The 17463-nt window shown below is 68.2% G+C and carries 15 protein-coding genes; 7 read left to right on the top strand and 8 right to left on the bottom strand.

All coding sequences use genetic code 11. The features are described from left to right. The first annotated feature begins 180 nt into the window (after positions 1 to 180). Together ABWO17_RS12045 and ABWO17_RS12040 are read left to right on the top strand one after the other, a co-directional pair. Positions 181 to 1026, top strand: coding sequence for an LpxI family protein (locus ABWO17_RS12045; RefSeq protein ID WP_353118840.1), 846 nt, complete (start codon positions 181 to 183; stop codon positions 1024 to 1026). A 119-nt stretch (positions 1027 to 1145) separates the two neighbouring features. After that, complete coding sequence (locus ABWO17_RS12040; RefSeq protein ID WP_353118838.1) at positions 1146 to 2318, top strand: aminotransferase-like domain-containing protein; 1173 nt, start codon at positions 1146 to 1148, stop codon at positions 2316 to 2318. Between the two features lie 131 nt (positions 2319 to 2449). Here the strand turns inward: ABWO17_RS12040 and ABWO17_RS12035 are convergent, their stop codons facing one another. Further along, positions 2450 to 2911, bottom strand: coding sequence for a pyridoxamine 5'-phosphate oxidase family protein (locus ABWO17_RS12035; protein WP_353118836.1), 462 nt, complete (start codon positions 2909 to 2911; stop codon positions 2450 to 2452). Positions 2912 to 3110: 199 nt separating this feature from the next. On the opposite strand from ABWO17_RS12035, the gene pdxR reads away from it, so the two are divergent. The 4 genes from pdxR to ABWO17_RS12015 all read left to right on the top strand — a co-directional run bounded on the left by pdxR (position 3111) and on the right by ABWO17_RS12015 (position 6798). Beyond that, positions 3111 to 4574 (top strand): MocR-like pyridoxine biosynthesis transcription factor PdxR, encoded by a 1464-nt coding sequence (gene pdxR, locus ABWO17_RS12030; RefSeq protein WP_353118835.1) that lies wholly within the window; start codon positions 3111 to 3113, stop codon positions 4572 to 4574. Between the two features lie 113 nt (positions 4575 to 4687). Next, positions 4688 to 5491, top strand: coding sequence for a hydroxyethylthiazole kinase (thiM, locus tag ABWO17_RS12025; RefSeq protein WP_353118833.1), 804 nt, complete (start codon positions 4688 to 4690; stop codon positions 5489 to 5491). 5 nt (positions 5492 to 5496) lie between these two features. Continuing rightward, complete coding sequence (gene thiE / locus ABWO17_RS12020; protein ID WP_502914915.1) at positions 5497 to 6138, top strand: thiamine phosphate synthase; 642 nt, start codon at positions 5497 to 5499, stop codon at positions 6136 to 6138. A 324-nt stretch (positions 6139 to 6462) separates the two neighbouring features. Next, complete coding sequence (locus ABWO17_RS12015) at positions 6463 to 6798, top strand: NifB/NifX family molybdenum-iron cluster-binding protein (protein WP_353118829.1); 336 nt, start codon at positions 6463 to 6465, stop codon at positions 6796 to 6798. 99 nt (positions 6799 to 6897) lie between these two features. Here the strand turns inward: ABWO17_RS12015 and ABWO17_RS12010 are convergent, their stop codons facing one another. Continuing rightward, complete coding sequence (locus ABWO17_RS12010) at positions 6898 to 7653, bottom strand: ferredoxin reductase domain-containing protein (RefSeq protein ID WP_353118828.1); 756 nt, start codon at positions 7651 to 7653, stop codon at positions 6898 to 6900. 248 nt (positions 7654 to 7901) lie between these two features. Then, a complete protein-coding gene (locus ABWO17_RS12005; protein WP_353118826.1) occupies positions 7902 to 9674 on the bottom strand; it encodes a sigma-54-dependent Fis family transcriptional regulator in 1773 nt (590 codons plus the stop codon). Between the two features lie 628 nt (positions 9675 to 10302). On the opposite strand from ABWO17_RS12005, the gene ABWO17_RS12000 reads away from it, so the two are divergent. After that, positions 10303 to 11397: an HDOD domain-containing protein gene (locus tag ABWO17_RS12000; protein ID WP_353118824.1), complete on the top strand. Its 1095-nt coding sequence runs from the start codon at positions 10303 to 10305 to the stop codon at positions 11395 to 11397. Between the two features lie 134 nt (positions 11398 to 11531). Here the strand turns inward: ABWO17_RS12000 and ABWO17_RS11995 are convergent, their stop codons facing one another. From ABWO17_RS11995 to ABWO17_RS11975, 5 genes are all read right to left on the bottom strand, one after another. After that, positions 11532 to 13166: a CotH kinase family protein gene (locus ABWO17_RS11995; RefSeq protein ID WP_353118823.1), complete on the bottom strand. Its 1635-nt coding sequence runs from the start codon at positions 13164 to 13166 to the stop codon at positions 11532 to 11534. 115 nt (positions 13167 to 13281) lie between these two features. Continuing rightward, complete coding sequence (locus ABWO17_RS11990; RefSeq protein WP_353118819.1) at positions 13282 to 14004, bottom strand: DUF4956 domain-containing protein; 723 nt, start codon at positions 14002 to 14004, stop codon at positions 13282 to 13284. A 48-nt stretch (positions 14005 to 14052) separates the two neighbouring features. Continuing rightward, complete coding sequence (locus ABWO17_RS11985) at positions 14053 to 15669, bottom strand: CotH kinase family protein (RefSeq protein ID WP_353118821.1); 1617 nt, start codon at positions 15667 to 15669, stop codon at positions 14053 to 14055. 46 nt (positions 15670 to 15715) lie between these two features. After that, on the bottom strand, positions 15716 to 16438 hold the full coding sequence (locus tag ABWO17_RS11980) for a DUF4956 domain-containing protein (RefSeq protein WP_353118819.1): 723 nt from the start codon (positions 16436 to 16438) through the stop codon (positions 15716 to 15718). A gap of 183 nt (positions 16439 to 16621) precedes the next feature. Beyond that, entirely contained in the window at positions 16622 to 17353 is a 732-nt protein-coding gene (locus ABWO17_RS11975) for a VTC domain-containing protein (RefSeq protein WP_353118817.1), read from the bottom strand. Between the last annotated feature and the right edge of the window lie 110 nt (positions 17354 to 17463).

The following is a 17463-nucleotide window of genomic DNA, read 5'->3' as shown; positions in this document are numbered from 1 at the left end:
CACCGGCATTCCGCCAAAGGGGGAAAGCGGGCCACGGCCCCTTTCCCCCTTCGGCGTTTCCGGGGGGCGGATGCAGCGGCCACGCCGCGCAGCACAGACCCGGCACCAGGCCCGGCGGGGCGGACGGCACACGTACGACACACACGCACCTTTGACGGCACATATCCGCACGGGAGCAGCATGAGCAACGAATCGATCGGCATCATCGCAGGCAAGGGACAGTTTCCGGCGCTGGTGGCCCGCGGCGCGCGCGCCGAGGGGCTTTCCGTCATCATGTGCGGCTTTCACGGCCACACCGACGAGACGCTGGAGCACGAGGCGGACGCCTTCGCCATGCTGCACCTGGGGCAGCTTGGCAAACTCATCGACTTCTTTCGCGACAACAACGTGCACCGCCTGTGCCTGGCCGGGGCCATCAGCAAGCCGCGCGCGCTGGACCTGCGGCCCGACCTGCGGGCGGCCAAGGTCTTGTTCCGCCTGCGGGCCAAGGGCGATGACGCCATCCTGCGCGCGGTGATCGACGAACTGGAATCGGAAGGCCTTGCCGTGGTGCAGCCCGCCTCGCTGGTGCCCGGCCTGCGCGCGCCAGAGGGCGTGCTGACCAAACGCCCGCCCAGCGACGAGGAATGGGCCGACATCCGCTACGGCTGGCCCATCGCCCACGTGCTGGGGCGGCTGGACATCGGCCAGTGCATCGTGGTCAAGCGCGGCATGACCGTGGCCGTCGAAGGCATGGAAGGCACCGATGCCACCCTGCGCCGTGGCGGCGAACTGGGCGGCGAGGGGTGCGTGGCGGTGAAGGTGGTCAAGCCCGGCCAGGACGACCGCATCGATCTTCCGGCCCTTGGCGCGGGCACCATCCGGGTGCTGGCCGACTACGGCTATACCTGCCTTGCGCTGGAAGCGGGCAAGACCCTGTTCTTCGACCGCGAGGAAAGCCTGGCCCTGGCCGACAAGCACGACATTTCGATCATCTCCATGCCGGAAGGGTTCATGGCCGGAGAGGAACCCGAAGTCGCCAACTGATCCTGCCGTTGCGTGGATACGGCGGGTTTGCAGGTTTCACCGTGTATTCGGCAGACCCCACGCGGGCCGGTTGCCCGCATACATACATGCCGCTTGAGAGGGCGGCGGAGGATACAGCGATGCGTCTTGCCCAGCGCATGGAAAGCGTGCCCCGTTCCTACATCCGCGAAATCCTGAAGGTGACGGCGCAACCGGACATCATTTCCTTTGCCGGGGGGCTGCCCCACCCCGCGTCATTCCCGGTGGAAGCGGTGGCCGATGCCGCCGCCCGCGTGCTGGAAGAGGCCGGGCCGGAAGCCCTGCAATACACCACCACCGAAGGCTTTCCGCCCCTGCGCCAGTGGATCGCCGACCGCTACAAGCGGCAGGGCATCCATGTCTCGCCCGACGACATCCTGATCACCACCGGTTCGCAGCAGGCCCTGGACCTGGTGGCCAAGGCGTGCATCGACCGGGGCGGCAAGGTGGTCATGGAGCGCCCCGGCTACCTTGGCGCCATCCAGTGTTTCGCCGTGTTCGGGCCGGATTTCGTCACCGTGCCCCTGACCCCGCGCGGGGTGGACACGAAGGCCCTGCGCACGGCGGCCAGGGATGCGCAGGTGTTCTACGCCGTGCCCAGCTTCCAGAACCCGTCCGGCATCACCTATGACGATGCGACCCGCCGCGAGGTGGCCGAGATCATGGCCGAAACCGGCTGCCTGCTGGTGGAGGACAACCCCTACGGCGAACTGCGCTTCATGGGGCAGCACCTGCCGCCGGTGCGGGCGTACGCGAGCGCGCCGTCCGTACTGCTGGGATCGTTTTCCAAGGTGGTCTCGCCGGGCCTGCGCTTGGGCTGGGTGTGTGCCCCGCAGGAGGTGCTGAACCCCATGATCACCGCCAAACAGGCCAGCGACCTGCACACCCCCGGCTTTACCCAGCGCATCCTGCACCGCTACCTGATGGACAACGACGTGGACACGCACATCGCCTCCATCCGCGCTCGCTACGGCGCCCAGCGCGACGCCATGGTGCAGGCCATCCGCCAGCATTTTCCGGAAGAGGTGGCCTGCACCGAGCCGGAAGGCGGCATGTTCCTGTGGTGTACGCTGCCGGAAGGCATTTCCGCAGAGGCGCTGTTCCACAAGGCCATCGAGCGCAAGGTGGCCTTCGTGCCGGGGCGTCCGTTCTACGTGGACGAGACCGACGACACCTTCCGCCTGAACTTCTCCAACTCCAGTCCGGAACTGATCGACGAGGGCATCGCGCGTCTTGGGCAGTGCCTGCGCGAGTATCTGGGGGGCGCGGCATAAGGGCCGTCGCCGCCGTTCCCTTCGTCTTTCGATGATGCGAAACGACAGGGGGCGCTCCACCATGATGGTGGGGCGCCCCTTTTCGCGCACGGCCTTGCACCGCAGGCGTGTTCACCGGAAGCCCGGCGTGTCTAGGCCCGGTAGAATTTCCCGGTACACGAGGTGACGTCCACGGCAATGACGGCGGTCATCTTCAGCATGCTGGGCGGGTAGCCCTTGCCGGTGTGCTGCGGGGTGTATTTCGCGACAATGGCGTCGAGCACGCGGGTTACGACGGCGGTGTCCTGCACCACCGAGGCCCGCCCCCGGATGACCACGCTTTCGTACTCGGTGTTGGTGTCGCAAGGCAGATCGGGGTGGTGGATGAGCGAAAGCATCTTGTCCACCTCGAACCCGACCTGCGGGTCGCGCCTGATGTTGTGCAGCTTCTCGCCTGCGGCCAGCCCGTGGATGTAGACGATGCCGTCCATGACGGCGAAATGGACCGGCGTGACGTACGGGCAGCCGTCGGCGCCGTTGGTGGCCAGCCTGCCCACAAGCTCCGTGTCCAGCAGGTGGGCTATCTGTTCCGGCGAGAGAGGGTGGTCTTTCATTCTTGCCTGCATGGGAACCTCCGGGTAGATATTTTCTGTCCCCACATGTAGTGCAAGTGTACTGCTTGTGGATAGGGACAGTTCCGTTTTCCGGAAGCGGACAGCCTTCGGCCCGCGCCGCCGCGCCAGAAATGCCCGCACTGGCTGCCCTTGCGCCGACATCCGCCAATTCCGTTGCCGTATGGACCGGGAGTTTTTCATGCTGCACCTGGATGCCGCCGCCGATGTGCCGCTCTACCAGCAGATATATGAACAACTGAAGGCAGACATCCTTTCCGGGGCACTGCCGCAGGGCATGCGCCTGCCGTCCATCCGTGCCCTGGCCCGTGATCTGCGCGCCGGAAAGAACACGGTGGAAAATGCCTACGCCCAGTTGGTGCTGGAAGGATACGTGTCGGTGCTGCCGCGTTCCGGGTACCGGGTAAACGTGATCCAGCGCGACCTGCATGCGCCGGAAAGCCCTGTGGCGCAAAAAGGCGGAAAGGTCGGGCATCGGGACGCGCCAGCCACCCGGCGTCCGCCGCACCATGATTTCCATTACGGCAACCTGGATGCCGCCACCTTTCCCTACGCCGTCTGGCGCAAGCTGCTGTTCGCGGTCATGGAGGACGCGCGGACCGGGCGCATCGCCTCCGACGGCATGCACGTCTATGGCGATGCCCACGGCGACCTGCGCCTGCGGGCGGAACTGGCGGCCTACCTGTACCGCAGCCGGGGGGTGCGCTGCACCGAGGACCAGGTGGTCATGTGCAGCGGTCTGCAACCGTCGATCATGGCGGTGACGCGCCTGCTGCACCACGAGCACGGGGCGGTGGCCCCGGTGGCGCAGGTCGCTCTGGAAGACCCCGCCTACAACGGGGCCAGGCGCGCCTACGAATGCTTCGGCTTTCGCACCATCCCCATCCCCGTCAACGGGGACGGCATCGACGTGGCGGCGCTGCGGGCGTCGCCCGCGCGGGTGGTGCATATTGCCCCGTCGCACCAGTTTCCCACGGGCGCCGTCATGCCCATCTGCCGCCGCATGGAAATCCTCAACTGGGCCACGGAACGCGGCGCGTGGATCGTGGAAGACGACTACGACAGCGAACTGCGCTACGACGGCAGGCCCATTCCGTCGTTGCAGTCCATCGACCGGCATGGCCGGGTCATTTACATGGGCACCTTCTCCAAAACCCTGTCGCCGGGCATGCGCATGTCGTACATGGTGCTGCCGGAACGGCTGGTGGACACGTTCCGCACGGTGTTCGCGGGGTTCCAGTGCACGGTGCCCTGGCTGGAGCAGGCCGTGCTGGCCCGCTTCATGGCTGAAGGGCACTGGGACAGGCACCTGCGGCGGATCTGCCTGGCCAAGAAGCGCAAGCACGACGTTTTCGTGGGCACGGCCACCCGCCTGATGGGCGAAGGGGTGCGCATCCACGGGCACAATGCGGGGCTGCACCTGCTGCTGGAGGTGCCCGGCGGGCCGGGCGAGGCCGCGCTGGTGGAGCGGGCGGCCATGCACGGCGTGCGGGTGTACCCGGCATCGCCGTTCTGGGCGGACGCGCGGCGGTATCCGGGCAACTGCCTGTTCATCGGGTACGGCATGCTGTCCGAGTCGGACATCGCGGCGGCCCTGGAACGATTGCGGCAGGCGTGGTTTCCGTCCATGGTATTGCGGGGTTGACGCGGCGCCCTCCGTTCGTAAGATGCGGATGCGACTCCCCGGATTTTCCGAGATTCCCGCTCCTCCGCCCGGAAGGGGCGAACGATATGCGCAGTTTCCCCAAGGAGGGCAGCATGCCCCATACAGAGCAGATATGGCGCAACGTGGACGCCGTGCGGCGTGAAGCGCCGCTGGTGCACAGCATCACCAATTTCGTGGTCATGAACGTCACCGCCAACGCGCTGCTGGCCGCCGGGGCCTCGCCCATCATGGCCCACGCGCGGGAAGAGATGGCGGAACTGGTGCATATCGTTTCCGCGCTGGTGCTGAACATCGGCACCCTGAGCGCGCCGTGGATCGACAGCATGTTTCTGGCCGGGGCCGCCGCGCGCGAGCGGGGCATACCCGTGGTGCTCGACCCGGTGGGCGCGGGCGCGTCCACCCTGCGCACCACCACCGCCGCGCAGCTCATGGAACGGGTGCGCCCGGCCATCGTGCGCGGCAACGGTTCGGAAATCATGGCGCTCGCCGGTGCGGCGGGAGCCACGCGCGGGGTGGATTCCACCCGCGACGCGCACGCCGCCGCCGATTCCGCGCGGGCCCTGTCGCGCCGCCACCACTGCGTCACCGTGGTCAGCGGCCCGGTGGACCTGATAACCGACGGTGACGAGGTGGTGCTGGTCACCGGGGGGCACGAGCTGATGCCCCGCGTCACCGGCATGGGCTGCACCGCCACGGTGCTGGTGGCCGCCCACGCCGCCGTGGCTGCCAGCCCTCTGGAAGGTGCGGTGAGCGGCATGGCCGCCATGTCCGCCGCCGGAAGCATGGCGGCGGAGCGCGCCGCCGGGCCGGGCAGCTTTGCCATGCATTTCATCGACGCCCTGTACAGCCTGTCGGAAGCGGACATCCGCGCCCGGGTGCGGGTGGCCCGCCCGTGAGCGCCTTGCGTCGGGCTGCGGATTACGGGGTGTATCTGGTCACCGACCGCGCGTTGTGCCGGGGCCGTGCCCTGCCCGACGTGGTCATGGTGGCGGTGGCGGGCGGCGTGACCATGGTGCAGTTGCGTGAAAAACACGTGGACACGCGCGAATTCGTGGAACTGGCCCGTGCGCTGAAGGCGCTGCTGGCCCCGCGCGGCGTGCCCCTGCTGATCAACGACCGGGTGGACGTGGCCCTGGCTGCCCGCGCCGATGGCGTGCACGTGGGGCAGGGCGACATGCACCCCGCCGACGTGCGTGCGTTGCTGGGGTCCGACGCCCTTGTCGGCCTGTCCGTGGAGACCATGGAGCAGGCGCGCGAGGCGGAAGCACTGGACGTGGACTATCTGGGGGTGAGCCCGGTGTTCGCCACCCCCACCAAGACGGACACCGCGCCGCCGTGGGGGCTGGATGGCCTTGCCCGGTTGCGCGCGGCCACCGGGCGGACGCTGGTGGCCATCGGCGGCATCGGCCCGGCCAACGCGGAAGATGTGTTGCGGGCAGGGGCCGACGGGCTGGCCGTGGTCTCCGCCCTGTGCGCGGCGGACGATCCGCAGCGGGCGGCGGAGGAACTGCGCGGCGCGGTGCGTACCGTCAGGGGATGGTAGGCGACCGCCCGATGTGCGGACGGATGCGCCAGACGGATGCGCCAGGCGGATGCGTCAGGCGGATGCGTCAGGCGGATGCGCCAGACGGATGCGCCAGGCGGATGCGTCAGGCGGATGCGTAAGGCGATGCACCCGTTGCGTGTGGCGGACGGGGGCGGTGCAGGCCGGGTGTGCGTGCCGGAAGGCCGGTAACTGACCGGAGGCTGGCGATTGGCCGGGCGCTGGGCGACCGGTTTTCGCCCAGGGCGGTGGAAGGGGACGCGGAACGTGCCGTCCGGCAGGTCGCCGCGAGCCGTGATGGCGGGAACAACGCAAGGAGGAGCCATGCGCATTGCCGTGGCGGCGGACGGGCCCCGGCCCGACAGCAACGTGGAGCCGGTGTTCGGCCGGGCGGAATGGTTCGTGGTGACCGATACGGAGACCGAGGGCGTCATTGCCGTGCGCAACGCGCACCGCGACGACCGCGAGAGTGCCGGGCGCTCGGTGGCGCAACTGCTGTCCGCCGCGCGGGCCACGGTGGTGCTGTGCGGCGAATGCGGCCCCAAGGCGCGGCTGGCCCTGGCCGATGCGGGCATCGAGGTGCTGGCGGCCAGCAGCGGGCTGGTCAGCGAGGCGGTGGCGCGTTACCGCGAGCTGATCGGTAACGTCCCGCAGCAGTAGCCCGGCTTTCAGGGATTTTTGCCGACAGGTGTCCGGCCTCGTCCCGATTCTGCTGGGTTGCCCGGAAGGTTCCCGGCAAGGCCTGGTGCGGACGACCGTCTACGAAAAGACAAACTGCTCCGTTTCCACGCCACCGGTGTCCACGCCGAAGGCGCGCAGCTCGTCCAGCACGTGCTGCTGCATGGGGGCGGGACCGCACAGGTAGAACGAGGCCGTGGCCGAATGCACGTGGCGGGTCAGCATCTCGCGCGAGAGGTGCCCCTTTTCGAAGAACACGGCGGGCAGTTCCGGGTCGGCGTAGTGGTGCGGATTCGTCTCTCGCGTGAGCACGTGCACCACGGTCAGGTCCAGCCGCCGGGTCATGGCTTCCAGTTCCTCGGCGGCAAAGGCGTCGCCATAGGTCTTGTTGGACCAGAACAGCACCACCCGGTTGGTCGCCTCCGCCTGGTCGAAGCTGCGCAGCACGCTGAGGAACGGCGTGATGCCCACCCCGCCCGCGATGAGCACGATCTGTTCCTGCCGTTCGATGTCGCGGCAGAACACTCCGTAAGGCCCGGCGCAATGCACCTCGTCGCCGTCGCGCAGGCCCGGCACCAGTTCCGACGTGAAATGCCCCTTGCCCCGGATGGTCAGGCGCACGGTATCACCGGGCGCGGCGGCGATGGTGAAGGGGTGGGCCTCGCTCCAGCCGTCCTCCGCCATCACGCGCAGGGTGGCGAACTGCCCCGGGCGGAAGCTGCGGAAGCGCTCGTCGTCGCCCGTGTCGATGTACACGGAGGTGGTGTTGTCGTCCTCGCGCACGGTGCGCAGGACGCGGGCCTTGCGGCCCTTCATGGTCGTGGAATCATCGCTCATGTGTCACTCCCTGGGGGGCATGCGGTGCCTGCGGTGCGCTGGCCGTTCCGTCGGTTGGCGGCCAGTCCGCAGTTTCGCCCATGGCGGGGGGCATGACAAGCAAGGCACGCGGAAAGTCCCGTAAATATCACCGCCAGACCCCGCGAAGTTCGACCGGCCCGCCCGGTCCCGGCCCGTTGCATCCCGCCATGTCCCGGCATGTCCCGGCATGTCCCGCCGCGCGGGGCGGGACGTTGCCCCGCGCCGGCTCAGCGTCCGCGCAACCCCAGTGTCTTCATGCGCGATTGCAGGGTGGTGGGCGGCAGGCCCAGCAGTTCCGCCGCCCCGCCCGGGCCGTGCACGCGCCCGCCCCCTGCCGCCAGGGCGCGTTCGATGTTGGCGCGCTGCAATGCGCGCCATTGCGCTTCGGAGATGATGCCCGTGGGGGCCGATGCGCCCGGTTGCCCTGACTCAGCAACGTCCCCGATGTCCCTTGTTCCCCAATGCATTCCGGAAGCGCCGTCCTCCTGTCCGGTCGCCTTCACCCCGCCGGGGGCTGCGGAAGGGGGCGGGCAGACCGGAGGCAGGTCCAGTACCAGCCGTCCCCCCTCGGCCATGATCACCCCGCGCTCGATGACGTTCTGCAACTCGCGCACGTTGCCCGGCCACGGGTAGGCTTGCAGTTCGGCCATCTGGCGGTGGGCGATGCGCGGCTCCGGCAGGTTCAGGCGGCGGCACGAGGCACGCACGAAGTGCCGGGCCAGCAGGGGGATGTCATCGCGTCGGGCACGCAGGGGCGGCAGGGCCACGGGGAACACGCTGAGCCGGAAGAACAGGTCCTGGCGGAAGCGCCCGCGCTCCACGTCGGCCCGCAGGTCGCGGTTGGTGGCGGCGATGATGCGCACATCCACGCTGCGGCTGCGCTCCTCCCCCACCCGTTCGAACACCCCCTCTTGCAGTACGCGCAGCAGCTTGCCCTGCAATTCCAGGGGGATTTCTCCCACCTCGTCAAGGAACAGGGTGCCGCCGTCGGCCAGTTGAAAGCGGCCCAGGCGGTCGCGCAGGGCGCCGGTGAACGCGCCTTTCACATGGCCGAAGAATTCGCTTTCGAACAGTTCGCGCGGGATGGCCGAGCAGTTCACCCGTACCAGCGGGGCGGCGGCGCGCTGGCTGCGGTCGTGAATGGCCTGGGCCACCAGTTCCTTGCCGGTGCCCGATTCTCCCAGCAGCAGCACGGTGGCGTCGGTGGGGGCCACCATGTCCACCTGGTCCAGCGCCCGGCGCAGGGGCGGGCTGTCACCCACGATGGAGTGCGGCGCACGGGCACGGCGCACCTCGCCGCGCAGGTGTTCGTTTTCCAGTTCCAGCGCCCGGCGCAGGTGCTGGATTTCCTCGAAGGAGCGGGCGTTGACCACGGCGGCGGACAGCGAATCGGCAAATATCTTGTGCATCTTGCGGTGCAGCAGCATCAGGTCGGCCAGCACCCCGCGCATGGGCCGGTCGTAGAACACGGCCATGACCCCGATCATGTTGCCCTTGAACTGCAACGGGTAGGCGGCGTAGGCGTGGATGGATTCGGCCACGGCCCAGGCCGGGCGGGGCCAGTCATCCGGCGATGCCGCCCACGTGGGCTCGCCGCGCGAGGCCACCTGCCCCACCAGCGGTTCGGACAGCGGCACCATGGCGTACGTGCCCTCGGCATGGCGCCAGTCGCGCACCGGGGTCGCGGTATGCCCGGCCACGGTCATCAGGCGCAGGATGTGCTCTCCCTCGCCGGGGCCGGAAGTGGGGGCGGATGCGGCGCCGGCGGCAGGGGGCGGCGTATCCATGAACCAGATGCACCCGCACATGACGTGCGTGCCCCGGTTGACGCGGTGGGTCAGTTCCAGCAGGCCCTCCACGGTGCGCTCCTGGGCGACGTTGAGCATCATGTCCAGAAACGGGCTGATGTCGAACTGCTGGAGCACCGAATGGGCCAGGGTGGGCTCAATGGCGTCGGGCAACGGCTGGGTGGGCGGGGTGTCCGCAGACAGGTGGGGCATGGGGACCTCGTGGCTTGCGGGGCGGGCGTCGGATTTGGCGGCGGGCGGCGTGGGGCATCGCGGCGTACAGATGTTGTCTACGATATATCGTTACGAAATTTCGTCAACAACGAAATTTCGTCAGCGGACTGCTGGCGGCTCTGCGCGACAAACCCTTGTCCGCCATGGGGCGAGCGATTGTCACACGTCTGGCACGAGTTGTGCTTTGTGACGCCATGAAAGACGGTGCTGCCGTTCTTTTCGGTGCCGAGTCCGCGCGTTCCCTCGCGCCCGGACTTATGATTCAGTCGCTTCATTTCGACAAAACCCCGGTGTTCCCCTCACCGGGGTTTTGGCATTTTCGGGGGGACGAGGAACAGCCGAGGCTTGCGGCTGCTGCCTGGAGAGCGTGAGCCAATCCGTGTGCCAATCGGTGTGCCGAGCGGAGTACCAGCCCCTGACCATATCCTGTCCAGTCCTTCGCAATCCGCCGCGAATCCGTCAACCGGCGTGCATCGGGTGACAGGCGATGCCCCGTGCAGGGCCTTTGCCGGGGCCGCCGGGCGCGGGTATTTGCGTCCGATGGCAATTGGCGTATGGGAAAGGTGTCAGTGAATGATCCCGTGTCCGATATTCTTCGGGGGTGGTTGTGTCGCAGGCGATGGGGCTGGGAATGCAGGGCGGCTGCGGTCGCGACGTGCAGGATATTGCCGAGGAGGCGGTGGCGCGGCGATTCCGGCTTTCCGGTGCGGCGCACCCGTTGCTTGCGTTGCTGCGGCGCAGGGCGGTGGAGGCGCTTGCCCAGTCCTTGCGTGCCGGTGTCTCGTGCGAGTTGCCCGCCCCGCGCATGCCCCTGCCGCCCGAAGTGATCCACGAGGCCAACAGCGGGGTGGTCCCCGGCGATCTGGACGGGCTGGCCGAGCGCGCCCGGCTGCCCGCCCTGCCTCAGGTGTTTCTGGAATTGCAGCATGCCATGGAGCGCGAGGAACCCTCGTACGAGGAACTGGCGGCCATCATTTCCAAGGACCCCCGCCTGGCCGCGTCGCTGTTGCGGCTGGTCAACGGGCCGCTGTTCGGCTTTCGGGCGCCGGTGGAAACGGTGAGCCGCGCGGTGGCGGCGGCGGGCACCCGCCGGGTGACCTCGCTGGCTCTCGGCACCTTCGTGCTGGGGCTGTTTCGCGAGCGGCCACCCCACGTGGTCAACCTGCACGATTTCTGGCTGCATTCGGTGGCCACGGCGCTCATGGCGCGGGCCTTGGCCACCCGCCTTGGCCGCGACGATCCGGAACGGTATTTCGTGGCCGGGCTGCTGCATGATATCGGCTGGCTGGCCATTTGCGCCGTGTGGCCCGCCGGGGCGGAGCGGGTGCTGGACCGCTGCCGCGATCTGGGGGAAACGCTGACCGAGGCAGAGCGGGCGGAACTGGGCATGACCCATGGCGAAATGGGCGCGGCGCTGCTGCGGCGCTGGAATCTGCCGCCCGTGCTGGTGGACGCGGTGCAGGCCCACCATGCCCCGTCCGAAGCCCCGGCCAGCGACGAGGCTCTGCTGGTGCACCTGGCCGACGAGGCGGTGAAGGCCTTCGACATCGGCGGTACCGGCGACGACTGCGTGCAACCGCTGGATGCGGACGCGTTGGCCGCGCGGTCCATTTCGGCGCACGATCTGGACGCCGCCTGCGACGTACTGCTGGAAGGGGTGGACGAGATGTATGCGGTGCTGGGGGCCGGTGCCAGGGGCTGACGCGGCACGGGGGATGCGTTGTCCCGCACCCGCCACTCCGGCTGGCAAATCCGGCTGGCTGGTCCGGCCCGCCGTATGGTTTTTCGATATCCGTCGGTAACAGATCCGCCCGTTCCCGCCCGGGGATGGGCGGATCAGCCGTTTGTGCAGACGGCGCGGATGCGCAGGGGCGCGCGCACGTCGATGTCCAGTTGTCCCGCCCCGCGGGGGGTGCCGTCCACCTCCCAGTGCAGCAGGCTGGCGCAGCCGGTGTCGGGCGGGGCCACGGTGATCCGCTGCCCCTCGAAGTAGCGTCCGGCATACTCGGTGTAGCCGGGCTCGCCGTCGATGCACACCGGGCCGGGCGCGCTTACCTGCACCTTGTGCCAGCGGGGTGCCCTCAGGTCGCGCACGGTTTCCTCCAGCACCTCGTCGGCCCGGTTGGCCAGCAGGCTGCGAGCCATGTCCACGTCGAACATGGTGTTCCCGGCCTGGCGGTCCAGTGCCTCGTATCGGTCAAACAGCCGTTCGCGGGCTGCGTCATTCAGGGTGTGGTTCAGCGCATGGGTGACGTAGCGCAGGAAGAAGTCGCGAAATTCCGGCGATTCCTGCCACAGGCGCAGGAACAGGCGCATGCGCACGGCCTTCTTTTCGTCCATGGCGTACTTCCAGCCGGGGCGCCGGTCCAGCGGGCCGCCGGGCACCAGATGCTGGAAGGCCTCGTCCAGGTCCCAGGCGATGTTGATCCAGCGCGGGTTCGGCTGGTTCTTGTCCAGCAGGAAGGCGCCCTGGTCCCAGTCGGTCTCGCCCAGATATACGGCGCCGAAGATGATGGCGCACATGCTGCGCAGATCCATGCGGCGCTCGGCCTGCTGCATGGTCAGCGGAGCGGGCAGCAGGCGGAGCCACAGGTACAGTTCGCGCAGGGCCGCGAATTCCGCCCGGTCGTTGCCCTTACGGATGGAGTAGAGCAGGAAGTTGCCGTGCCCCAGCCTGCGTTTCCAGTGGGCGTCGGCAATGTGCTCGCTGATCAGCGAAAGTCCCATGTCCTTGCCATTCACGGAGAACACGGCAGGCACGAACCGGGGTGTTTCCGCCCCCAGCATGCCCATGATGTCCAGCCCCAGCATGTTGATGAAGCCGGGGCTGGTGGTCTTTTCCTTGCGCAGCACCAAGCGTTTCAGCGTGCCTTCGGTGTCCGGAAAGAACAGGTCTGCCGGTTGGGCCGGGGCGCCGTACGCATTGCGAAAATACACGCGGTAACTGATGCCGAGATCGCGCGAGCCGCCACCGTGCAGGCGCAGCCCCACGCCGGTGGCTAGGCGTTCCTGGCCGTCGCGGTAGTAGACCAGGGCCGCAGGGCGTTCCCATTCGCGACCGCGTTCCTTGTGGTTGACGTTGATGCCGGTTTCCGGGTCGCTCAGGCTGGCCTCGTCGGTGCGCACGGCGAACACCGGCCAGCCGCTGGCCACCATGGCGGGGTCCGCATCGCGGCGGGCCTGCTCCAGCAGCGCGGCGGTGTGGGCCGTGTTTTCCGGGGCCACGGCATGCACGTCGGGCAGTCCCATTTCGGTCAGCAACTGGCGCTTGCGGGGCGAGCCCAGTGAATCCTTCCGGGTGGCCATGTCCAGCGACACGAAGCGGTACTGCCGGACGGCGGAGGTGCGCTCCAGCAGCAGCCCTGCACAGAGCAGGGCGGCAACGAACAGCGCCGCAGCCCATAACGGGATGCGGGAGGTGTGGGGCGTGCGGTCGCCGTGCGGAGGATGCGTGCCGTTCGGGCCAGTCACGCCAGACAGGCCAGTCCCGCCAGTCCCGCCAGTCTCGCCAGACGGGCCAGACGGGCCAGACGGGCCGACGCGGGTGGCTGGTGCTGGCGGCGCAGCGCCGTCCCCCTGCGGCGGGCTACTGGGCCGCGTGGTCGAAATAGACATTGATTTCGGCGCTGGGGGCAAGCCCGCTGGCCAGCGTGGTCAGGCGCTGCACCAGGGTTTCGTCGGACCGGGCGAAGGTGGCGATGATGGTGCGCCGTTCGCCGTCGCCCGAAATGCTGGCCACGGTCAGTTCCGGCAGGCTGTCGCGCAGGGCGGGCAGCAGGGCCGCGTCGGCCTCGCGCTCCGTGGCCGGATAGGCGATGACCGCCGTGCCGCTGCGCCGGGCCACCCGGCCGCGCCGGAAGCTGTGCACCACCACCAGCCCGGCGGTGATCACGCCCAGGAACAGCGCCAGGATGACGATGTTCAGGGTGGCGCAGCAGATGGCCGTGGCGATGTTGACCATGATGAAGCCCACCTCTTCCGGTTCCTTGATGGGGGTACGGAAGCGGATGATGGACAGGGCGCCCAGCAGGCCCAGCGACAGCGGCAGCGAGAACTGCACGCAGATGAAGATGGCGGTGATGGACGGCCCCAGCAGCAGGAAGCTGCGGTGCACCAGGCTGCCCGTGCCCCGGCTTTCGTAGAACCGCGAATACAGCAGCGCGGTGTACTGCGAGGTGAGCAGGGAGATGATCAGGGCCAGCAGGAAGGTGCCCGCGCCGATGTCCGCCGCCTGCTTGGAGCCGAAGCCGGTGACGGAAACCAGCGCCTGGTAGGAGCTGCCGAGAACGTCGAAGAGTGATTCAACCATGGGGATGAAAGCCTCGTGGGATAGGGGTCCGTTGCCCGCAGGGGCAGGTCAGTTCGTTGCGCATACGGCGCGGATGTGCATGGCGGAGTGCACGGGCAGGTCCAGCGTGCGCCCTTCATGGCGGGCGCCGTCCACCTCCCAGTGCAGCAGCCGGGCGCAGCCTTCGTCGGGCGGGGTCACGGTGATCCGCTGCCCCTCGAAATAACGACCGGTATAGTTGGTGTAGCCGGGCTCACCGTCGATGCGCACCGCGCCCGGCGCATCGACGCGTACCGTGAACCAGCGGGGTGCATTCAGGTCGCGCACGGTTTCCTCCAGCACTTCCTCTGCCCGGTTGGCCAGCATGCGGCGGGCCAGGGCAAGGTCGAACAGGGTGTCGCCAGCCAGACGGTCCATGTCTTCGTATCGGGCAAACAGCCGCTCGCGCGACGCGTCGTTCAGGGTGTGGTTCAGCGCGTGGGTGACGTAGTTCAGGAAATAGTCCTTGAATTCCGGAGATTCCTTCCACAACCGCAGGAACAGCCCCATGCGCACGGCCCTGTCCTCGTCGAAGGCGAACTTCCATCCGGGACGCTGTTCCAGCGGCTGGCCGGGGGTGATGTTCTGGAATGCCTGGTCGAGGTCGAACACGATGTGCGTCCAGCGCGGTTGGGGCTGCGACCTGTCGAGCAGGCAGGCCCCCTGGTTCCAGTCGTTCACCGACAGGTATACGGCGCCGAAAATGATGGCACACATGCTGCGCAGGTCCATGCGGCGTTCGGCCTGGCGCATGGTGAGCGGCGCGGGGACGTACCGTGCCCACAGCGACAGGGTGCGCATGGCGGCAAATTCCTGGCGACCGTTGTTGTTGCTACCCCGATTGTTGTTGAAGGAAAAGAGCAGGAAGTTGTCGTGCCCGAGCTTTTGCTTCCAGGGGTTGACGGAGATGTGCTCCGAAAGCAGCGACAGCCCCATGTCCTTGCCGTTCAGGGTGTAGACCACCGGAGAGTAGTCGGGCGTCTGCGCGCCCAGAAGGCCCATGACGTCCAACCCCAGCATGTTGACGAAGCCGGGAACGGTGGTCTTTTCCTTGCGCAGCACCAGTCGGCGGACGAAACCGTGGGCATCGGGAAAGAACAGGTCGGCCGGAAGTTCCACCTCTCCATAGGACTTGCGGAAGTACAGGCGGTAGGAGATGCCCTGGGCCCGCGAGCCGCCGCCGTGAAGGCGCAACCCCGCACCGGTGGCCAGGCGTTCCTGCCCGTCTCGATAGTAGACCACGGCGGCCGGGCGCTCCCATTCCCTGCCCCGTTGCCCGGGGTTGGCGACGATGCCGGATTCCGGGTCGTACAGGCTGGCGTGGTCGGTGCGGATGGCGAGTACCGGCCAGCCGCTGGCCACCAGGGCGGGGTCCGCATCGCGGCGGGCCTGTTCCACCAGCTCAGAGGTGTGGTGCGTGTTTTCCGGGGCCACGGCGTGCACGTCGGGCAGGCCCATTTCGGCCAGCAGGTGCCGCTTGCGGGGAGAGCCCAGCGCGTCCTTCTTGGTGGCCATGTCCAGCGACACGAAGCGGTACTGCCGGACGGCGGAGGTGTGCTCCAGCAGCAGCCCGGCGCAGAGCAGGGCGGCAACGAACAGTGTCGCCGCCCACAGTGAGATGCGGGGAATGCGTGGGGCTTGGGGCACGCGGGAAGGGCCGGATGGCGGCGCAGCGCCGTCCCCCTGCGGCGGGCTACTGGGCCGCGTGGTCGAAATAGACATTGATTTCGGCGCTGGGGGCAAGCCCGCTGGCCAGCGTGGTCAGGCGCTGCACCAGGGTTTCGTCGGACCGGGCGAAGGTGGCGATGATGGTGCGCCGTTCGCCGTCGCCCGAAATGCTGGCCACGGTCAGTTCCGGCAGGCTGTCGCGCAGGGCGGGCAGCAGGGCCGCGTCGGCCTCGCGCTCCGTGGCCGGATAGGCGATGACCGCCGTGCCGCTGCGCCGGGCCACCCGGCCGCGCCGGAAGCTGTGCACCACCACCAGCCCGGCGGTGATCACGCCCAGGAACAGCGCCAGGATGACGATGTTCAGGGTGGCGCAGCAGATGGCCGTGGCGATGTTGACCATGATGAAGCCCACCTCTTCCGGTTCCTTGATGGGGGTACGGAAGCGGATGATGGACAGGGCGCCCAGCAGGCCCAGCGACAGCGGCAGCGAGAACTGCACGCAGATGAAGATGGCGGTGATGGACGGCCCCAGCAGCAGGAAGCTGCGGTGCACCAGGCTGCCCGTGCCCCGGCTTTCGTAGAACCGCGAATACAGCAGCGCGGTGTACTGCGAGGTGAGCAGGGAGATGATCAGGGCCAGCAGGAAGGTGCCCGCGCCGATGTCCGCCGCCTGCTTGGAGCCGAAGCCGGTGACGGAAACCAGCGCCTGGTAGGAACTGCCGAGAACGTCGAAGAGTGATTCAACCATGGGGATGCCTTGTCCGGTGGGAGTCTTGCCCGGCGTGTTGGGGGCGTCCGGGAACGTGGGGGCGGAGTCTGTGCCGACAGGTATTGGCCTGTTCAGTGGTGCCGCGTTACGCGCGCGCGGTTGGTGCGCGGTGCCGGGTGGGGCGCCAGGAGCAGCATCCGCACGGCACGGGACGGGCCGGCATCAGGCCTGGCCGGGGGGCGGCCCGGCAGGCGCGAAACAGGTGTATCCGCCAGGCACGCCGGTGGAGCAGAACAGCATGTCGTGGCATGCGAGGTACTTGGAAAATGTTTCCCGCCGGAAGTGGAAGGTGCTCACGGCATGCAGCGAACGCGGCATTTCGCGCAGGCCGCCCTTTACCTCCAGCACGGCCACGGGCAGGGGCGTGGGATTGTGCCGGGCAATGAAGGCCGGGTTGGTGCGGGGGACGTGAATGCCCGTGTCCACGGCGATGCGTGCCCCGGTTGCCGGATCGATGAAGCGGTGGCGGGTGTAGCGCAGGATGAACATGGGAAAGATGGGGCGGGGAAAGGGAATGCCCGCTTCGGCCAGATGCTCGGGCAGGCGGCACAGCGCGGGATCCGTCAGTGGGGTGTTCCACAGGGTGGCCCCGTCCAGAGGGAGCAGCACGCGGGCCTTGTCGCGCGCGGCGCCTTCCTTGCGCTTGGCCTCAAGAAACACGGCGCGCTCCATGACCGAGCCCCGCACGGCGCCATACCAGCGGCAGCGTATCTTGGTCTTCAGGTAGTCGCTGTTGCGCTTTTCTTCCAGCAGGTCCCGTTCGGGCGTGTCGTAGTAAAGCGAAAAGACATCCGCCGCCGGAAACGCGGGGTCGGGACGGCACACCGCGCCCAGAAGGTCCACGACCGCACGGGCGAAGGCCGGGGCGAAGGTGTATTTTATCTCGTTGCTCACGATGGGAACCGCCGCGGATGCGAGAGGATGATGGTGCCGGAGCGTGTTGTCGTGCCCATGTTTACAGGCGCTGCATGCGGGTCGAAAGGTTGGCGCGGCTCCGGACCGTG

The sequence above is a fragment of the Nitratidesulfovibrio sp. genome, assembly GCF_040373385.1.
In the GTDB taxonomy this organism is placed as follows: domain Bacteria; phylum Desulfobacterota; class Desulfovibrionia; order Desulfovibrionales; family Desulfovibrionaceae; genus Cupidesulfovibrio.
The sequence above is the reverse complement of the archived record's forward strand: the minus strand, read 5'-3'. Positions and strand labels throughout refer to the sequence as shown.